At 28.5% G+C, this 15,830-nt stretch carries 16 protein-coding genes; 8 read left to right on the forward strand and 8 right to left on the reverse strand.

Annotated elements, in window-relative coordinates; genetic code table 11:
- Nucleotides 1–44: 44 nt before the first annotated feature.
- Both ALEK_RS07585 and ALEK_RS07590 read right to left on the reverse strand, forming a co-directional pair.
- Nucleotides 45–518, reverse strand: coding sequence for a DUF420 domain-containing protein (locus tag ALEK_RS07585; protein WP_071625765.1), 474 nt, complete (start codon nucleotides 516–518; stop codon nucleotides 45–47).
- Nucleotides 518–817 carry a DUF3817 domain-containing protein gene (locus tag ALEK_RS07590; protein ID WP_071625764.1) on the reverse strand — a complete coding sequence of 100 codons (300 nt, stop codon included), beginning with the start codon at nucleotides 815–817 and terminating at the stop codon, nucleotides 518–520. Before ALEK_RS07590 ends, ALEK_RS07585 begins: the two co-directional genes overlap by 1 nt.
- A 99-nt stretch (nucleotides 818–916) precedes the next feature.
- Between ALEK_RS07590 and ALEK_RS07595 the strand changes: the two genes are divergently transcribed.
- Complete coding sequence (locus ALEK_RS07595; RefSeq protein WP_071625763.1) at nucleotides 917–1,828, forward strand: ion channel; 912 nt, start codon at nucleotides 917–919, stop codon at nucleotides 1,826–1,828.
- A gap of 9 nt (nucleotides 1,829–1,837) precedes the next feature.
- On the opposite strand, the gene ALEK_RS07600 is transcribed toward ALEK_RS07595, so the two are convergent.
- Nucleotides 1,838–4,204 (reverse strand): sensor histidine kinase, encoded by a 2,367-nt coding sequence (locus ALEK_RS07600; RefSeq protein WP_071625762.1) that lies wholly within the window; start codon nucleotides 4,202–4,204, stop codon nucleotides 1,838–1,840.
- Nucleotides 4,205–4,313: 109 nt separating this feature from the next.
- Here ALEK_RS07600 and ALEK_RS07605 point away from each other — a divergent pair, with 109 nt between their 5' ends.
- Nucleotides 4,314–4,610, forward strand: a complete 297-nt coding sequence (locus tag ALEK_RS07605; protein ID WP_071625761.1) for a hypothetical protein — start codon at nucleotides 4,314–4,316, stop codon at nucleotides 4,608–4,610.
- Here ALEK_RS07605 and ALEK_RS07610 read toward each other — a convergent pair.
- Together ALEK_RS07610 and msrA are read right to left on the reverse strand one after the other, a co-directional pair.
- Nucleotides 4,599–5,744, reverse strand: coding sequence for an MFS transporter (locus ALEK_RS07610; protein ID WP_071625760.1), 1,146 nt, complete (start codon nucleotides 5,742–5,744; stop codon nucleotides 4,599–4,601). The genes ALEK_RS07605 and ALEK_RS07610 overlap by 12 nt on opposite strands.
- Before the next feature lie 68 nt (nucleotides 5,745–5,812).
- Nucleotides 5,813–6,403 (reverse strand): peptide-methionine (S)-S-oxide reductase MsrA, encoded by a 591-nt coding sequence (gene msrA / locus ALEK_RS07615; RefSeq protein WP_071625759.1) that lies wholly within the window; start codon nucleotides 6,401–6,403, stop codon nucleotides 5,813–5,815.
- 253 nt (nucleotides 6,404–6,656) lie between these two features.
- Here msrA and ALEK_RS07620 point away from each other — a divergent pair, with 253 nt between their 5' ends.
- On the forward strand, nucleotides 6,657–7,637 hold the full coding sequence (locus tag ALEK_RS07620; protein WP_071625758.1) for an Abi family protein: 981 nt from the start codon (nucleotides 6,657–6,659) through the stop codon (nucleotides 7,635–7,637).
- 11 nt (nucleotides 7,638–7,648) lie between these two features.
- Here the strand turns inward: ALEK_RS07620 and ALEK_RS07625 are convergent, their stop codons facing one another.
- Nucleotides 7,649–8,689: a hypothetical protein gene (locus ALEK_RS07625; RefSeq protein ID WP_071625757.1), complete on the reverse strand. Its 1,041-nt coding sequence runs from the start codon at nucleotides 8,687–8,689 to the stop codon at nucleotides 7,649–7,651.
- Between the two features lie 31 nt (nucleotides 8,690–8,720).
- Nucleotides 8,721–9,362 (reverse strand): hypothetical protein, encoded by a 642-nt coding sequence (locus ALEK_RS07630; RefSeq protein ID WP_071625756.1) that lies wholly within the window; start codon nucleotides 9,360–9,362, stop codon nucleotides 8,721–8,723.
- Between the two features lie 127 nt (nucleotides 9,363–9,489).
- Here ALEK_RS07630 and ALEK_RS07635 point away from each other — a divergent pair, with 127 nt between their 5' ends.
- Nucleotides 9,490–10,131, forward strand: a complete 642-nt coding sequence (locus tag ALEK_RS07635) for a hypothetical protein (RefSeq protein ID WP_071625755.1) — start codon at nucleotides 9,490–9,492, stop codon at nucleotides 10,129–10,131.
- A gap of 23 nt (nucleotides 10,132–10,154) precedes the next feature.
- Here ALEK_RS07635 and ALEK_RS07640 read toward each other — a convergent pair whose 3' ends face one another.
- Complete coding sequence (locus ALEK_RS07640) at nucleotides 10,155–12,131, reverse strand: methyl-accepting chemotaxis protein (RefSeq protein ID WP_071625754.1); 1,977 nt, start codon at nucleotides 12,129–12,131, stop codon at nucleotides 10,155–10,157.
- 291 nt (nucleotides 12,132–12,422) lie between these two features.
- On the opposite strand from ALEK_RS07640, the gene hypB reads away from it, so the two are divergent.
- The 4 genes from hypB to hypE all read left to right on the forward strand — a co-directional run bounded on the left by hypB (nucleotide 12,423) and on the right by hypE (nucleotide 15,825).
- Nucleotides 12,423–13,226, forward strand: coding sequence for a hydrogenase nickel incorporation protein HypB (gene hypB / locus ALEK_RS07645; RefSeq protein ID WP_071625753.1), 804 nt, complete (start codon nucleotides 12,423–12,425; stop codon nucleotides 13,224–13,226).
- 4 nt (nucleotides 13,227–13,230) lie between these two features.
- Nucleotides 13,231–13,512 (forward strand): HypC/HybG/HupF family hydrogenase formation chaperone, encoded by a 282-nt coding sequence (locus ALEK_RS07650; RefSeq protein ID WP_071625752.1) that lies wholly within the window; start codon nucleotides 13,231–13,233, stop codon nucleotides 13,510–13,512.
- A gap of 9 nt (nucleotides 13,513–13,521) precedes the next feature.
- Nucleotides 13,522–14,670 carry a hydrogenase formation protein HypD gene (hypD, locus tag ALEK_RS07655; protein WP_071625751.1) on the forward strand — a complete coding sequence of 383 codons (1,149 nt, stop codon included), beginning with the start codon at nucleotides 13,522–13,524 and terminating at the stop codon, nucleotides 14,668–14,670.
- Between the two features lie 159 nt (nucleotides 14,671–14,829).
- Nucleotides 14,830–15,825 (forward strand): hydrogenase expression/formation protein HypE, encoded by a 996-nt coding sequence (gene hypE, locus ALEK_RS07660; RefSeq protein ID WP_071625750.1) that lies wholly within the window; start codon nucleotides 14,830–14,832, stop codon nucleotides 15,823–15,825.
- The last annotated feature ends 5 nt before the right edge of the window (nucleotides 15,826–15,830 follow it).

The following is a 15,830-nucleotide window of genomic DNA, read 5'->3' on the forward strand; positions in this document are numbered from 1 at the left end:
TCATATCAAAAAGATCACTTATAAAAATTGTGCTTGGTCAAGTTTTATAATACGAATAAGAAAATATATATCATAACACCCATGATAGAACTAAGTGTTAAAGTAGCAAATATTGATTTTCCAATCTTTTTATGGTTTTTCATTGAGAAGTTTGCTAAACCATTTTTTCTATACTCTTTGAATGCACTTATATATAAATATAACCATCCTCCAACTGAACCAATGGCTATAATTATATGAACGATTAAGAATATAACTAAGAAGTCATAAGATACAGAACTGCTTTTTGCATACTCCATAAAACCGCCACTTAAACGTACTCCAATCTCAAATATAATTACTAGTATTAGTGTAAATGCTAATATTATACTTTGTGAAATAAAGTGTTTTTTATACTGCTTTTTAATTGCATAAGAAATGCTAATTCCTAAAAATATAGGAAGTAAAGCAAAATAAACTGTTGCAATATCTAAAAATAGTAAAGCTTCAGTTCCTAAGAATCCAGCTTGTGAAAACATTAGTTATCTTGAGTTTGTTTTTTTAATGAATTTTCAATAATTATAAATCCAAATGGTAATAATGAATATACAAAATATTGAAATACTAAACCTTTATCCCATTTACATTTTTTCATTGCTTCAAATAAAATAATACAGAACAGAATAAATAATACCCCATGTCCCATTCCCACAATTTTTACTGGGTATGGATTTTCACCAATATATTTAATAGGCATTGCTACAAATACTAGTAATAAATAAGAAAGCCCCTCAATAAACGAAATAACTCTAAATCTTGAATACGAATTTTTTAACATATTAATTGTCCCTTTGTTAAATAAAAAGAGATTATATTAAAGTTTTGTTTACGAAGAGTTAATATAAAATGTAAGTAAATAAATTATTAGGGTTTTATTATGTCAAACTCAAACGATGATAAAAGATGGGAACAGGGTTTATACAAAGAAAATTCAAATTTAAAACTATTATTAGAAGCAAGGGCTAAAACCCAAGAACCTATTAATACTTTTGACCTATCAAATACAAATTTAGAAAATATTAATCTAGTAAACCAAGGGCACCATGAAGGTTTCAAGCTAAAGAATTGTGATTTTTATAAAGCGAATCTTTCTAAATCTCACTGTTTTAAAGTAGATTTTTCTGGTTCATCTTTGATGAAAGCAAACTTTTCAGGAGCTAATTTACACTTTGCAGATTTGAGAAATTGTAATCTTTTGGGTGTTAATTTTGAACATGCAAGATTGGAAAATGTTATTTGGGATGAAGAATTAATTCAAGAGCGATTAGCAAGAAAAAGTAATAATTTAGAAGAACAAATAGATTTATACCAACAATCAGAAGAAATATATCGTAATTTACGACTTACAACTGAATCTGATGGGTTGTTTGAAACAGCAGGAATTTTCTTCCAAAAAGAGATGAAAATGAGAAGAAAACAAATGCCTCAATTTTCAACAAAAAGATTAATCTCTAAAATAGTGGAATTCTCATGTGGTTATGGAGAGCGACCTTTACGAATTGTATTGATTAGTGCATTAGTTATATTACTATTCTCTTTTATATTTTTTATGACGGGACTATCTTACAACGATGATATGATTATGTTCTCAGCATCTGCAAGTTCTTTACAAAATTTACAAGACTTTCTAAATAGTTTATACTTTAGTGTAGTGACCTTTACTACCTTGGGATATGGAGATATATTACCTCTTGGAATATCTAAGTTTTTTGCAGGAATAGAGGCACTTTTAGGTGGATTTATACTAGCTTTATTTGTAGTTGTATTTGTAAAAAAGATGACTCGTTAGAGTTCTCTTTTATACATGGGTGATGATTGTAAATTCTACACCTTCATTTACTTTACTTTTACAAGTAATAGAGCCTTTTAGAGTACTTGTAACTATATTATAAATTATATTTAGTCCAAGTCCTGTACCTCCATTGTTTCTATTTGTAGTGAAGAAGGGATCAAAGATTTTATTAATATTTTCTTCTTGTATTCCTTTTCCCGTATCTTTATATATTACTTTTAGTTTATTATCTTCTAATGTAGCAGTAATTGTAATGTCACCATTTTTATTATCGCCAAATCCATGAATAAATGAATTAAATATTAGATTTGTAATAATCTGAGAAAATGCCCCAGGGAAAGAGTTTATTTTGATATTTTCATCACAGTTTATTTGGATATTAACATCTTTTTTTCTAATAACATTAATCATACTAAGAAGAGTTTCATCTATATACTCTTTAACGTAAAATTCTCTTTTTTCTTCACTTGTTTGATCAACTGAAATTTGTTTGAAACTTTTCACAAGTTGTGCGGTTCTTATTAAATTTGTATTAATTGAAGTAGCTATTTCTAGAGAATTATCTAAGAAATGCTCAAACTCTTCTTCTGTCATTTCTTCATTTTTATATAGTTTATTTACTTTTTTATTCAATTCAATAAAGTGTGTGATTCCAGTAATTCCAATTCCAACAGGAGTATTAATCTCATGTGCAACGCCTGCAACTAATCCACCTAAACTTGCCATCTTTTCAGAAATCACTAATTGTTTTTGTGTTTCTTCTAGATTAAAGATTGTAGTTTGTAACTCTTCATTTGAATCTGCTAATTCTTCATTGGTTACTTTTAATTCAATAGTTCTTCTCTCAACTTCATCTTCTAGGTTTTTATTAAGTTCATTTAGTTTTTTTGATACTTCTTTTAGTTGAGTAATATCAAACATTACACCTATGATTCCATCAATATTATTGTTTTCATCATAATAAACATTTTTGTAAAAAATCATATTCTTTCGGCTATTATCACGCCCTTTGAATATTCCTTCGTATTTTTGGTATGACCCACTATCAAATAACTCTTGATCTTTTTTATAATAAATATCTGCTATTTCTTTTGAAGTCATATCATATACAGACTTACCAATAATTTGATCTTTCCGTAAATCTAATAACTCTTCAAATGCTTTATTACATCCAGTATAAATACCTTTTTTATTTTTGTAATAAATTGGAGCTTGTACACTATCTATTAAATCTTGTTGGAATTTTAGTTGTTTTTTTGTTTTTGCTTCTGCAGTTTTTCTTTTTTGGATATTAATTAAAAGTAATATAATAAAAATGAACATGAAAATAAACACTACAATAAGAGTAATAATTTCTTTTTTATATGCTTGAAAGAAGTTTATTTTTTTATTTATAATTACACTATCTACTGGTAAATTTACACTTTCAATATTAAAAGCTTCTAACTTATTATTATCAAAGATGTATTTATTAGGACTTATATAAAGTACTGGAATATCTGATATTTTTGTTCCTTCTAGGATTTGTTTTCCCATTTTTGCAGCTGTTTTACCTTGATGATATCCACTGGTTAAGTATCCACCGATAATTCCGTTTTCAAGATTGAAATCCCACAATCCATAAAGAGGAGCTTTTGAGTATTTCTCTATCATTTCAGAAACTTCATAATACTCTAACGCCATATTATTTTTGGTTCGAAAATACACAGATAATAAAATAGCACTATTCTCTGGTAGGTTTTGAACCTTGTATTTTAGCTCTTCAAAAGAAACTTTTGTGATAATTTCAAAGTTTATTGATTTATCAGAATAATTTTTTATAATCTCTAATGCCTCTTTTTTGACAATATTTCCTGTGGTTGTATCATCAATAATAGTATAAATATTTTTGATATTTGGATGAAGTTTTTTTATTAATTGGTAATTTTTTATGATATTAGCTTGTTCATTAATACCTGTAAAATTACTAAATCCTTCTATATCTTTTGGTTTTAAGTAGTTAACTCCCATGAAAACAACTGGAGTTTTTTTGAATAAAGTATTATTGTGTTTTTTGATGAAATTAAAAGCATTATTATCAGAGCTAATAATCAAATCAAATTTGATCTTTTCATATTTTCTATCATAAGTTCTTTTTAATAAATCATAGTATTCATCGGATACAAAACGCTTTGTATCCATATATTCAACATAAAAATCTATAAAAGAAGAGTTAGTATTAAATACTTCTTTTATTCCTTTATTTATATCATCTGTCCATTTATATGTCTGATTATATGAGTGTAGAATTAGTACTTTTTGATTGTCGTTTGCATTTAGGTTTGTAGTAAAAAAAAAGAAAAAAGCTATTAAGTATAAGTATAAATTTTTCATCTTACTTTCCTTTGTATAAATTATACAATAAAAAATATGTAATTGTTATCTTCTTGTTAGTACACAAAAGCTAAATAAAAAAATAAGATAATATATAAAAGGATAGATGATGTTTTATATTTTAGTTTTACTATTTGCTTTTTATTTTGTATTAACTTTGGCATCTATTGTTGCTGTATTGCAAGAAGATATTTTATATTCAAAGAAAGAGAAGTTAAATAAAGTATTGTTTATTCTTTTTATTCCTATCATAGGCTCTATTGTTGAGCTTAGAAATATAGCTAAATATAAAAAACTAAAAAATGATAAATATGAAGATGATGTAAATAGAAATGCAAGAGTTTACGAGTTCTTTGATAATCATACCCCAGATATGCCCGTAAACAATCCTGATTCACCGCTGTAATTTCATTATGTAAGAGCTAATAAAAACAATAGTTATTAAACTTATTCCAACTACAAAAAAGAAGTCCTGAACCCCAAGATTTGATACCGCACTATGGAAAATCAAAGGGGAGCTAAACTGTCCAAAAAATAAAGCACTAGTAAAGTATCCCGAAGTTTTAACTCTTTTCTTTAATGTGGTACGACTTAACATCCATGCTGTAAGGTTTGTAAGCATTATTCCCCCACCAAAACCAAGTAAAGGAGCTGTAAAATAAAATAGATGTAATTCTTGAACTAAGCCAACACCTGTAAATCCCATAGCAATAATAAAAGTAGCTATTAGAAATATAGTTGAGTATGAGTATCTAGCTTTTAGTTTTGAGAAAGTAATAGCTCCAAATGCATTAGCTAAAAAAGCAGTACCAATAACACTTCCTGCAAACTTCCCAGAAGCTCCAAACTCTTCAATAAGTAAAAATGGTATTTGAGTAGGTAAAATAAAAAATATCAACATATAACAAAAGCTAAGAAAATATATAAAATACATTTTTGAACTAACTTGTACTTCATCATCTTTTATAGTATTAATTTTCACTTCTTTTAATTGAGTAATTGCCAAAGGCAAAAGTAAAAATCCAATAAGATAAATACCAAAAGAATATCTCCATGATATATCAGATAGAAAACCTCCACCAATAACAAATACAACCCCACCAACAGCAGTAAATGCACTTTGATATCCCATAAATTTATGTCGGCTTTGTTCTTTAAAATAATCTCCAACAAGTGAAGTAGATACAATCATTAGTGTAGCAACACAAACTCCAAATACAGCTCTAGAAGCTAGAAGTAATTCTAAGCTGTCCAAATAAAGACCAGTACTTCCCGAAATAGCAAATACAATCAGTGCGATAATAGCTGATCGTTTTTTACCAAATCGAAAAATAATATGTCCTAAAATAGGCGCAAGTATTGCTATAACAAAAGAGGGTAGTGTAAGCATAAGTCGTGAGTAAAATTCTATGTTTTTAATATCAGTAAAATGTTCTTTTAGATGAGGTAAAGCTGTAACAATAGCTACGTTTGACATCATAGTTGTCATAGAGATTAATAATAGTGTAAATATAGTAAGTTTTTTAATATCTGAATTCATTTTGGAATTGTAGCTAAAAATAGATTACGCAGACAGTGTCTGCGTAATTTTGTAGTTAATTATTATGTTTAATCAAAGATTTTTTTATACACATGACAATATGGAGTTTTGCCAGTTCTTAAATAATAGTTTTGATGGTAACCTTCCGCTGCATAAAATGGACTATGAGGTTTAAGAGTTGTTGCTACATCATAACCTTTTGACTCTAGGATATTTATTAGTTTCTCTGTAGTTTTCTTTTCTTCATCATTTCCATAAAATACCACTGATAGGTATTGACTTCCAATATCTGGACCTTGCCCGTCTTTTTGTGTTGGGTCATGGATTTCAAAGAATAGTTTTGCAAGAGTTTCATATGATACTTCTCTTGGGTCATAAATAACCTCTACAGTTTCCACATGTCCTGTATCGCCTTTTATTACGCCGTAATAATTAGGATTTTCTACAGTTCCACCCATATAACCACTAATTACGTCCTTTACACCTTTTTTGCTTTCCATTAGGTGCTCAACACCCCAAAAACAACCACCTGCAAAATATGCTCTTTTAGTGTTTTCATAATCAATGTTTTTGTTTTTAGGCACTTCTATTGCAGAAGAAAAGTTTGTAAAGAATAATGCTAATACTCCAAGTACTGCTATTACAAAATATTTATTCATTTTATATCCTTTTTATTGATTTATTTTATTTAAATCATGTGTAGTGTGTGTTTAATAATATTATTATTTTCTTATAACTTATCGTAATCTTGGTATCTATTAGATAAAATATAAGTAAAAATATTATTTTATGACTATAAAGGTTCAATATGAGAAGTAGCTGTTTTAATAAATATAAAGAGTATATTAGTTATACTTCTTTTAACACACCCCCTCCACCTCTCAATGAAGTGCCAACGAAGGGGTTTTCTTCATGAGTAACTTACAAGAACAACTTCAAAATATAAAAAATCAAGAAAATAGATATCAAAAAAAGTTTAAAACTTTTGATGAACAATTAATTTTATTAAAACAAAGAAAACTAAATATTACAAATGATTCTTTTGTATTATCTAAACTTCAAAGAATTAACTACTATAGACTTAGTGCTTATTTTTTACCATTTAAACAACTTCAAGATACAGATAAAAAAGATGATTTTTTAGAAAATACTTCTTTTGAAAATATTATTCAATTATATTATTTTGATAGTGAACTTAGAAAAATCATATTTGAAGCAATTGAGAGTATTGAGATATATTTTCGTACACAAATTACATATAGTCATGCTCTTAGATATGAATCATTTGGATATTTAGAAAAAGATAACTTTGAATGTTCTCAAGGTTTTTTTGAGAAAGTACTATTAAATCTAAAAGATGAAACAAAAAGATCAGAAGAAATTTTTATAAAACATTTTAAAGATACATATCAAACTACAGACTTACCACTTTGGGCAGTAGTAGAAGTAGTATCCTTTGGAACAATATCAAAACTGTATTCAATACTGAAAACAAATGAACAAAAAGAAGTGATATTTAAACTAAAAGGTATAAATAACAATGTCTTCAAAAACTGGCTTCATGGATTATCAGTAGTACGAAATATTTGTGCTCATCATAGTAGACTTTGGAATAAAACTTTAGGTGTTAAATTTGAAATACCAAGGAAACTTAATGAATTTAAAAGTATTAAAAGAACTAGCTTAGTTGATGGGAAAGAAATAAAACTAAATGACAAAATATTTTTTGTATTGAGTATTATTGAATTTATTCTTTCAAGTATAGGAGAAGATGAAATAGAGTTTAAAACAAAAATTAAAAACTTAATAAAAAAATATCCCAAAGTAAAATATGAGAGCATGGGATTTATTGAAAACTGGGAACAAAATCCTATTTGGAAAGATGAAGAATAAACTTATTTAGTTTAATTCTCTTCTTTTTTACCTTCTATTCGCTCTTTTTTATATTGTAAGTATGGAGTTATGATATTGTGATTTTTCATAACCTTTGAGAAGTCTTCTTTGCTTGTGATTCTTTTGACAATTGTTTCCATTGATTCTAGGTTTTTATTGTTTAGTTCTTCTTCTAGTTCTGCATATTCAATTAGTAGTGAGTCCATAGCAAAATGATAGTCAAAAGCCATAGCACCTTTATCATTGATTACTTTTTTTATGAATATCCAGTTATCAAATATTTTAGCCCAAGATCTTTTTTGTTCACCTGTTCTACAAAAAGTATTGATAATAGATTTCCATCTAAACAATGCAAAATATGCTTGATGACTAGACCAAAGCTCAGCAATCCACCAATCTTCATATTTTGGGAAACCATGAAAATTACACTTTGGAGGAGTTTTACCATCTTCACATTTTACAGTGAAGTTCTCTTTTAATACTGATAAAAATACAGAGAAATGTAGTATAAGAACTGGTATTTTATAGTTTAGCATCTCTAGTTCGCTAATTTTGCCATCTTTTGTATTCTTTAGAAGGTCTTTGAATTCGGCTTTTATTATGCCTAATTTATCGGCTAGTTCTTTGTGGTCTTTTAGATTTAACTCTAGGGATTTAACAGCTACTTCAAAAAGCTCTTTATCTTCGAAGTTTATATTCTCTGGAAGCTCATCTATAATCATCATAGCTTCTAGTTTTTGGTCGTCACTTCTTTCTTTGCTATTTAGGATTCGCATATTTTGTTCTTCAAAATATTTCTTTCTTCTTATAGCTTCTTCTAGTCTTTCTTTCTCTGCTAGTTCTTCTTGATCTTGTTTTAGAAGTTCTTCAAGCATAAGTTTGTGTTTTGTTAATAACTCTTGTGCCTCATCTAGTTTTGTTTCAGCAGAAGCTAGAGCTACTCTGGATAGTTTATTTTCGCCTGATTCATGGTCAGCTAGTTGTTTTCGCTCAAATTTAACTCTTGCTTCTTCTGCTTTGATTAATTCTTCTAGGGCTATAAGGCTATTCATTTTTTATCCAGTCAAAAATTTATTACTTGTATTATATCTTAATATGTGTCAATAATATTTGTATTTGTTCATCTTTACTGTAATTGAATCGAAACTCACACTCTTTAAGATAATAGAAAAAATGCTCTTCTTTTATGCCTTTGTATCTTTTTATATTTTCTTCTAAAAATTGCCAAAATCTATATAGATTCGTTTTATATGATTCTTTTGAGTGAATTTTGTGCCAGTTTAAATACTGTTCAAAGTTCTCATTATTACTTTCTTTTCTATTTATTAGTTTGGGCATTAGTAGGGTATAGACTTTTCCAGTTGAGTAAAAGCCCATAATATTAATAGCTTCATATAAGGATTTTATTTTTTTATTTTTTTGTCTTTGATTAAAGTAGTAGTACTCTTCATATTCATTATAGTCTTTGATAGTATTATTGTATTCATCTTCTAAGAATTTAGCAATATTGTATCTATATTCATCATATCTATCTTTGATGGTTCTATAATTTACTCCCATCTCTTTTGATAACTCCAGAGCTGTTTTATTTTCACAAAATGCAGTTTTTATTAATCTATCTTTTTCTAATTTTTTTAGGGAATATTTCTTTGTACATTGTTTACATTTGATATAGTCATCTTTGAGTTTATAAAAGTTTGTGCTGCCACAGTTTTGACATTTCATATTTGATTTTATCTCTTTTTTGCGATTTTGTTCTAAAGCTACATAAGTGTAATGTATAAATTAGTTTAACTTTATTTTGTTTAATATATACTACGAAAAATTGAATAATCATTCATAAGGTGAAAATATGGAATCAATAGGATTACTTTTAATATTTTGGTATGGAATTTTACATGCATTTGGACCAGATCATCTAACAGCAATTGCAGATTTTTCTATTGGAAAAAATAAAAGAAAAACTATGACAATTACAACGATGTTTGCTATAGGTCATGGTGTGTCTTTATTTATCTTTGCTAAGATTTTAGAAACGTACAATATCTCAGAGGATATTCTAGGATATGGAGATATTATCTCTGCATTAGTAATTTTTGGAATGGGTGTATATTTACTATTCTTAGTATTTACAAATAGAATCAATCTAAACAAACACGTTCATGATGGTGTTGAACATGTTCATATTTATTTTGGAAAAGAACATACTCACTCGAACAAAGATGTTACATCAGCATTTACAATAGGTACACTTATGGGAATAGGTGGAGTTAGAGGTATGCTAGTAACTTTAGGTTTAGTTGAATCAGCTAGTGTTGACTTCTCAATGGTATTAGCCTTTACTTTAGGTGTTATGCTTATATTTATTGGTTTTGGTGCAGTTATTTTATATATCAATAGTAACTTATTAAAGTCACTAAAAAATATCAAAAGAGTATTCACATTTGCAGGGCTAGTTTCTTTAGTAGTAGGGTCTAATATCTTACTTGGGTAGTTTTATTATGTAATGAGCAAGTTTTAAAAACTTGCCCATTCATCTTCATCATTGTTATTTTGTACAAACTCTTTTTGTTTTGCTTCACGATTTGGAGTATTTTTTTCTATTACTTTTCTCTCAGTTTTTATAGCTGTTGTATTTTCTTCTACTTTTTTTTCAATAACTTTTGCTTTAACTTCATCTTTTCCTATGAACTCTTTAGAGTTTGCATTTGAAACTACTAGTTTTGCAATAGTATCTGTTTGTACTGCTACATCATAAGTTTGATTTGCTATTCTTGCATTTTCTTGAGTTTGTCTATCTAATGAATTTACAGCATCATTAATTTGTTCAATTCCAGATAACTGCTCTTTACTTGATGATTCAACATCTTTGATTAAGTCTATTGTTTTTGTGATGTTTTCATTTAGGTCTTTATATCCACTAATCATATCATCAGATATTTTTTTACCTTGGTCAGCTTTTCTTGTAGCACTCTCTACTAAATCTTTAATCTCTTTAGCCGCTTCTGCTGATCTTGATGCAAGATTTCGCACCTCTTGTGCAACTACTGCGAAACCTTTACCAGCTTCACCTGCTGTTGCTGCTTCAACGGCTGCATTTAATGAAAGAATATTTGTTTGGAAGGCAATTTGGTCAATAACAGTAATAGCTTCATTAATTGCATTTACTTCATTATCTATTTCATTCATAGCATCTGTTGTTTGATTAGCTAATCTTTCTCCAGAAGAAGCTGAGTTTGTTACACTTGAAGCTAATTGAGACATTTGTACAATATTATTAGTATTATTAGAAATATTACTTGTGATTTGTTCAATTGCTGCGGCTGTTTCTTCTAACGCTGCTGCTGCTTCATTTGAATTTTTATTTAGAGTATCTACATTCTTTAATAGTACAACACTACTTTCATCTAGTGTTAAACCATTTGATTTATTTTCAACTAACATATCATTAATAATATCAGCTAAGTTATTTAATCCTACAGTAACACCACTATTACAACCTTTGATTCTATGTGTAAAGTCTAAGTTTGCATATCGCTCAAGAGCAAATGATATATCATTGATATTTGTACAAACTCTTAGTTGTAAACTCATCAGCATATCATTAATATGACCTCTTAAACTTTCTAGGTTTTCAGACTCTGCCTCATGTGTTAATCTTTTGTCTAAGAAACCATCTTCAATTTTTTGAACTACTTCATTGATTTCTGATAAAAATAGGTTGTCAGAATCTATAGCTTGTTTAGTTTTTAAAATATTTTTATTTACTATTTTTGCCATATCTCCAAACTCATCATTTGAGTTATCTTCTAGTGTCTCTATGTTTGTACTTTCTTTATTTACATAGGCAAAGAAACTCAATAATCCTTTTTGGAAGTTTTTTAAAGAATTGATAATTTGATTTGATAGTAGTACTGAAATTATCACAAAGAAAAGTACTGCAAGAATAGCAATAGAGATTAATACATTTTTCATAGTATTTTGTGCTTTTTCTTTTTGTATTGAAGCATTCTTATTTATCTCATCAAGTTCTCTTTCAAGTTCAAGTCCTATTAATACCATTTGTTTAATGATTTTTGTTACTTCTTGACCTTCTTTTTTAATACCTTGATTAAACTCTTTAATTCTTTTTGAAGAGAATTTGTCAAAACTATGAATATATTCTTTTGATAAATTCAAAATATTATCTGCATATGTAATATTTTTCTTTTCATGAAGTTTTGGTTTTAATGATAAAACAGATTTATTTAATTTATCAAAATCATTCCTAACCTTTGTAGCAGTTGTATTATTTGGATTTCTAAGAAATTGGTATACTGAAATCCTACCTTTTAAAACTTGTTGAATAAAAACTTCAGTTTTTAAAGAAATCTCTGTTCTTTTTTCTGATTTTGTGTTAAAATAATCAAAAATAACTGAAGAAATAATAACTGTTAAGGTAAATAGTATAGGTAGAAATAATAATTTACCCTTAGTTGACATATTTTTAAGCATATAAGCTCCTTATAGTATATAGCCTGATAATTTACTCCTTTAAAACTTAAATAAAACTGAATTTAATAATACTCTTAAAAAAATTAATTAATTTAATAATTTAAAGTTTACTAGCTAATAATTTTTATTTTCTAAAAAATAATATTTATAAAGCAATATAATATTTTGAACTTTGTTCAAAAAGTACATAAGAGATGAAAAAAATTAGAATAGATTTATATTTTTTGAGCTAAACTTTTAAAAATGAATGAATATTCACAATATAAAGAATATAAATAAAAAGGAATATATATGTGTACAGATTGCGGATGTAGCATAACAGATCACCATCACTCACACGACCATGACCATAGTCATGAACACACTCACGATCATTCACATGGAAATGACAGTGCAAGCCACCAAGCTGCACATGATACATTACATCATAATCCACAGTTAAATGATACAAAGACTATTTCAGTTATAAAAAAGATTTTAGATAAGAATGACCATGAAGCTTCTCATAATAGAGCTCACTTTGATAATCATGGAGTTTTAGGAATAAATCTAATGTCTAGTCCGGGAAGTGGAAAAACAACACTTTTAGAAAATATAGCTGATATGGTTGATTTTAATTTCTCAGTAGTTGAGGGAGATTTAGAAACTTCAAGAGATGCGGATAGATTAAAAGCCAAAGGTATTGAAGCAGTTCAAATACAAACTGGATCTGCTTGTCACTTGGATGCGTTTATGGTTCACAAAGGTTTACATGATATCAAGCTTGATAATTTAGATGTATGTTTTGTTGAAAATGTAGGAAACTTAGTATGTCCTGCTTCTTATGATGTTGGAACTCACTTAAACATTGTATTAGTATCAGTACCTGAAGGTGAAGATAAGATTGCTAAATACCCAGTAATGTTTAGAGCTGCTGACTTAATTCTTATTACTAAAACAGATTTATTACCTCATTTTGAATACAACATTGAAAATGAAAAAGCAGATGCTAGAAAACTAAAACCAAATGTAGATATCTTAGAAGTAAATATCAAAGATAAAGAGTCTTTACAAAGAGTAATTGACTGGATTGAATTCAAAAGAAAGATGAGATAGAAATATGTGTTTATCAATACCATCAAAAATTAAAAGTATAGATAGTGAAATGAACACTTGTATAGTTGATACTATGGGAGTTGAAAGAGGTGCTTCTTTAGACTTAATTGACCAAGATGTAGTTGTTGGGGATTATGTTCTATTACACATTGGTTTTGCTATGAATAAAATCGATGAAGAAGATGCAATGGAATCACTAAAAGTCTATAGGGAAATCATAGACAAAATGGAAGAAGAGGATAGGTTAGCTGCCATCGCTGAATCTGAAAACTGCCCAAATAGATAAAGGTTTAATATGAATGATGAATTAGAACTAAAAGATCTTTATGATGGTTTTAGAGATGCAGATACTATTAAAGCTTTTGCAAAAATCATAGAAGAAGATGCTAAGAAATTAGGAAAAACTATTAATATCATGGAAGTATGTGGTGGTCACACTCATACTATTATGAAATATGGTATTCCTCAATTATTACCTGATAATATCAACTTTATCCATGGACCGGGATGTCCTGTATGTATCATGCCAAAAGAGAGAATTGATAGTGCATATATCTTATCATTACAAGAAGATGTAATTCTAGTAACTTTAGGGGATATGATAAAAGTTCCGGGATCTAAAGGAAGTTTACAAGACGCTAGGGCGAAAGGTGCTGATGTAAGATTTGTATACTCGCCACTTGACTGTATCAAAATAGCCAAAGAAAATCCTAGCAAAAAAGTAATCTTCTTTGCAATTGGATTTGAAACAACTACACCAATGACATGTTCATTATTAGAAGCTGTAGTAAAACAAGAAATAAATAATGTATATTTCCATATCAATCATGTAACAGTTCCAGAAGTAATGAAAGAACTAATTGATAGTAGAGATGAACATGTAGATTCATACAATAATAGAATCGATGCTTTCTTAGGCCCTTCTCATGTATCTGTAATTAGTGGAAGTAAAATCTATGAGCAATTTCCAGAGCATTATAAAAGACCAGTAGTAGTTGCAGGTTTTGAACCAGTAGATGTAATGCAAGCAATTTCTATGTTAGTTAAGCAGTTTATTGAGAATAGATGTGAGTTAGAAATAGAGTATAAAAGACTAGTTTCATATGATGGAAATAAAAGAGCCCAAGAAATGATGGATAAATACTTTAAAAAAGTAATGTTCAAATGGAGAGGTTTAGGAAATATTCCAACAAGTGGATTAGAGCTAAAAGACGAATACAATAAATACAATGCAAAAGAAATATATAAAGACGTTCTTCCTATAGAAGAGATAGAAGATCATAAATTATGTATTTGTGGAGATATTCTGCGAGGTATAGCAAATCCACCTGATTGTACAGTATTTGGAACTGCCTGTAAACCAACTAAACCAATTGGGTCTTGTATGGTAAGTAGCGAGGGTGCATGTGCGGCGTATTACAAGTACGGAAACCTATTAAAATAGTTATTAAGTATCAGCTTTTTGCAAAACTCTGCGTTGAAAAGAAAAATTTAGTTACTCACTTACTAAAAGTAAGCTCCTATCTAAATTTTACTTTCCGCCTTGATTTTTACTAAAAATCTAATCCTTACTAACAATCTTAGATATTTAAAAGAGAGAAATATGAAAACAGTTACACTCGCTCACGGAAACGGTGGAGCAGAAAACCAAGAGTTAATCTCAAAAGTTTTTTATAGAGCATTTAAAAATGATATTTTAAACAAAAGTGAAGATGCAGCTATTATTCAAGATGGTAGTCTTGCTTTTACAACTGATTCCTTTACCGTAAGTCCACTATTTTTCAATGGGGCTGATATTGGTAAACTTGCAGTTTGTGGAACTTGTAATGATTTAGCAATGATGGGTGCAAAACCAAAGTACTTGACTTGTTCAGTTATCATTGAAGAAGGTTTTGAGATTAAAAGCCTAGAGAAGATTGTACGTTCTATGAAAGAAGAGTTAGCCAAAAACGATGCAATAGTTGTAAGTGGTGATACAAAGGTAGTTCCTAAAGGAAGTGTTGATAAGATTTTTATTAATACTACTGGTATTGGAGAAGTGCAACAAAAAGGTATTAGCTCAAATGCTATAAGTGAAGATGATGTAATTATTGTAAGCCGTGATGTTGGAGCACACGGAGCTACAATTTTCGCAGCACGTGAGGGAATGGATATAAACACTGACCTTCAAAGTGACTGTGCTTCATTATGGATACAAGTAAAAGCTTTACTTGATGCAGGTATTAAAATCACAGCTTTAAGAGATGCTACAAGAGGTGGAGTAAGTGCTGTTTTAAATGAATGGGCAAATCAATCAAATGTATGTATAGAAGTACAAGAAGAAAAAGTGCCTGTAGCTGATGAAGTAAAAGGTATTTGTGAACTACTAGGTTTTGAAGCAATGAGTTTAGCAAATGAAGGTACATTTGTATTAGCTTTACCAAAAGAAGAAGCACAAAAAGTCTTAGATGTATTAGCTCAATTTGATAATAGTAAAAATGCATCTATTATAGGAAGTGTAAGTCAAGCTTATGAAAAAAGAGTAGTACTACATAGCCCTTGGGGAACAAAAAGATTTTTAGAGTTACCAACTGGTGAGTTATTACCAAGAATCTGTTAGTAGTT

This window comes from Poseidonibacter lekithochrous (genome assembly GCF_013283835.1).
Lineage (GTDB): Bacteria > Campylobacterota > Campylobacteria > Campylobacterales > Arcobacteraceae > Poseidonibacter > Poseidonibacter lekithochrous.

Bases quoted from the DNA above. Each gene is read 5' to 3' on its own strand.
- msrA (WP_071625759.1), bottom strand. From the start codon at position 6,403: ATGAATAAATATTTTGTAATAGCAGTACTTGGAGTATTAGCATTATTC.
- hypE (WP_071625750.1), top strand. From the start codon at position 14,830: ATGAAAACAGTTACACTCGCTCACGGAAACGGTGGAGCAGAAAACCAA.
- ALEK_RS07640 (WP_071625754.1), bottom strand. From the start codon at position 12,131: ATGCTTAAAAATATGTCAACTAAGGGTAAATTATTATTTCTACCTATA.
- ALEK_RS07630 (WP_071625756.1), bottom strand. From the start codon at position 9,362: ATGAAATGTCAAAACTGTGGCAGCACAAACTTTTATAAACTCAAAGAT.
- ALEK_RS07650 (WP_071625752.1), top strand. From the start codon at position 13,231: ATGTGTTTATCAATACCATCAAAAATTAAAAGTATAGATAGTGAAATG.
- ALEK_RS07635 (WP_071625755.1), top strand. From the start codon at position 9,490: ATGGAATCAATAGGATTACTTTTAATATTTTGGTATGGAATTTTACAT.
- ALEK_RS07590 (WP_071625764.1), bottom strand. From the start codon at position 817: ATGTTAAAAAATTCGTATTCAAGATTTAGAGTTATTTCGTTTATTGAG.
- ALEK_RS07625 (WP_071625757.1), bottom strand. From the start codon at position 8,689: ATGAATAGCCTTATAGCCCTAGAAGAATTAATCAAAGCAGAAGAAGCA.
- hypD (WP_071625751.1), top strand. From the start codon at position 13,522: ATGAATGATGAATTAGAACTAAAAGATCTTTATGATGGTTTTAGAGAT.
- ALEK_RS07600 (WP_071625762.1), bottom strand. From the start codon at position 4,204: ATGAAAAATTTATACTTATACTTAATAGCTTTTTTCTTTTTTTTTACT.
- ALEK_RS07595 (WP_071625763.1), top strand. From the start codon at position 917: ATGTCAAACTCAAACGATGATAAAAGATGGGAACAGGGTTTATACAAA.
- ALEK_RS07620 (WP_071625758.1), top strand. From the start codon at position 6,657: ATGAGTAACTTACAAGAACAACTTCAAAATATAAAAAATCAAGAAAAT.
- hypB (WP_071625753.1), top strand. From the start codon at position 12,423: ATGTGTACAGATTGCGGATGTAGCATAACAGATCACCATCACTCACAC.
- ALEK_RS07585 (WP_071625765.1), bottom strand. From the start codon at position 518: ATGTTTTCACAAGCTGGATTCTTAGGAACTGAAGCTTTACTATTTTTA.
- ALEK_RS07610 (WP_071625760.1), bottom strand. From the start codon at position 5,744: ATGAATTCAGATATTAAAAAACTTACTATATTTACACTATTATTAATC.
- ALEK_RS07605 (WP_071625761.1), top strand. From the start codon at position 4,314: ATGTTTTATATTTTAGTTTTACTATTTGCTTTTTATTTTGTATTAACT.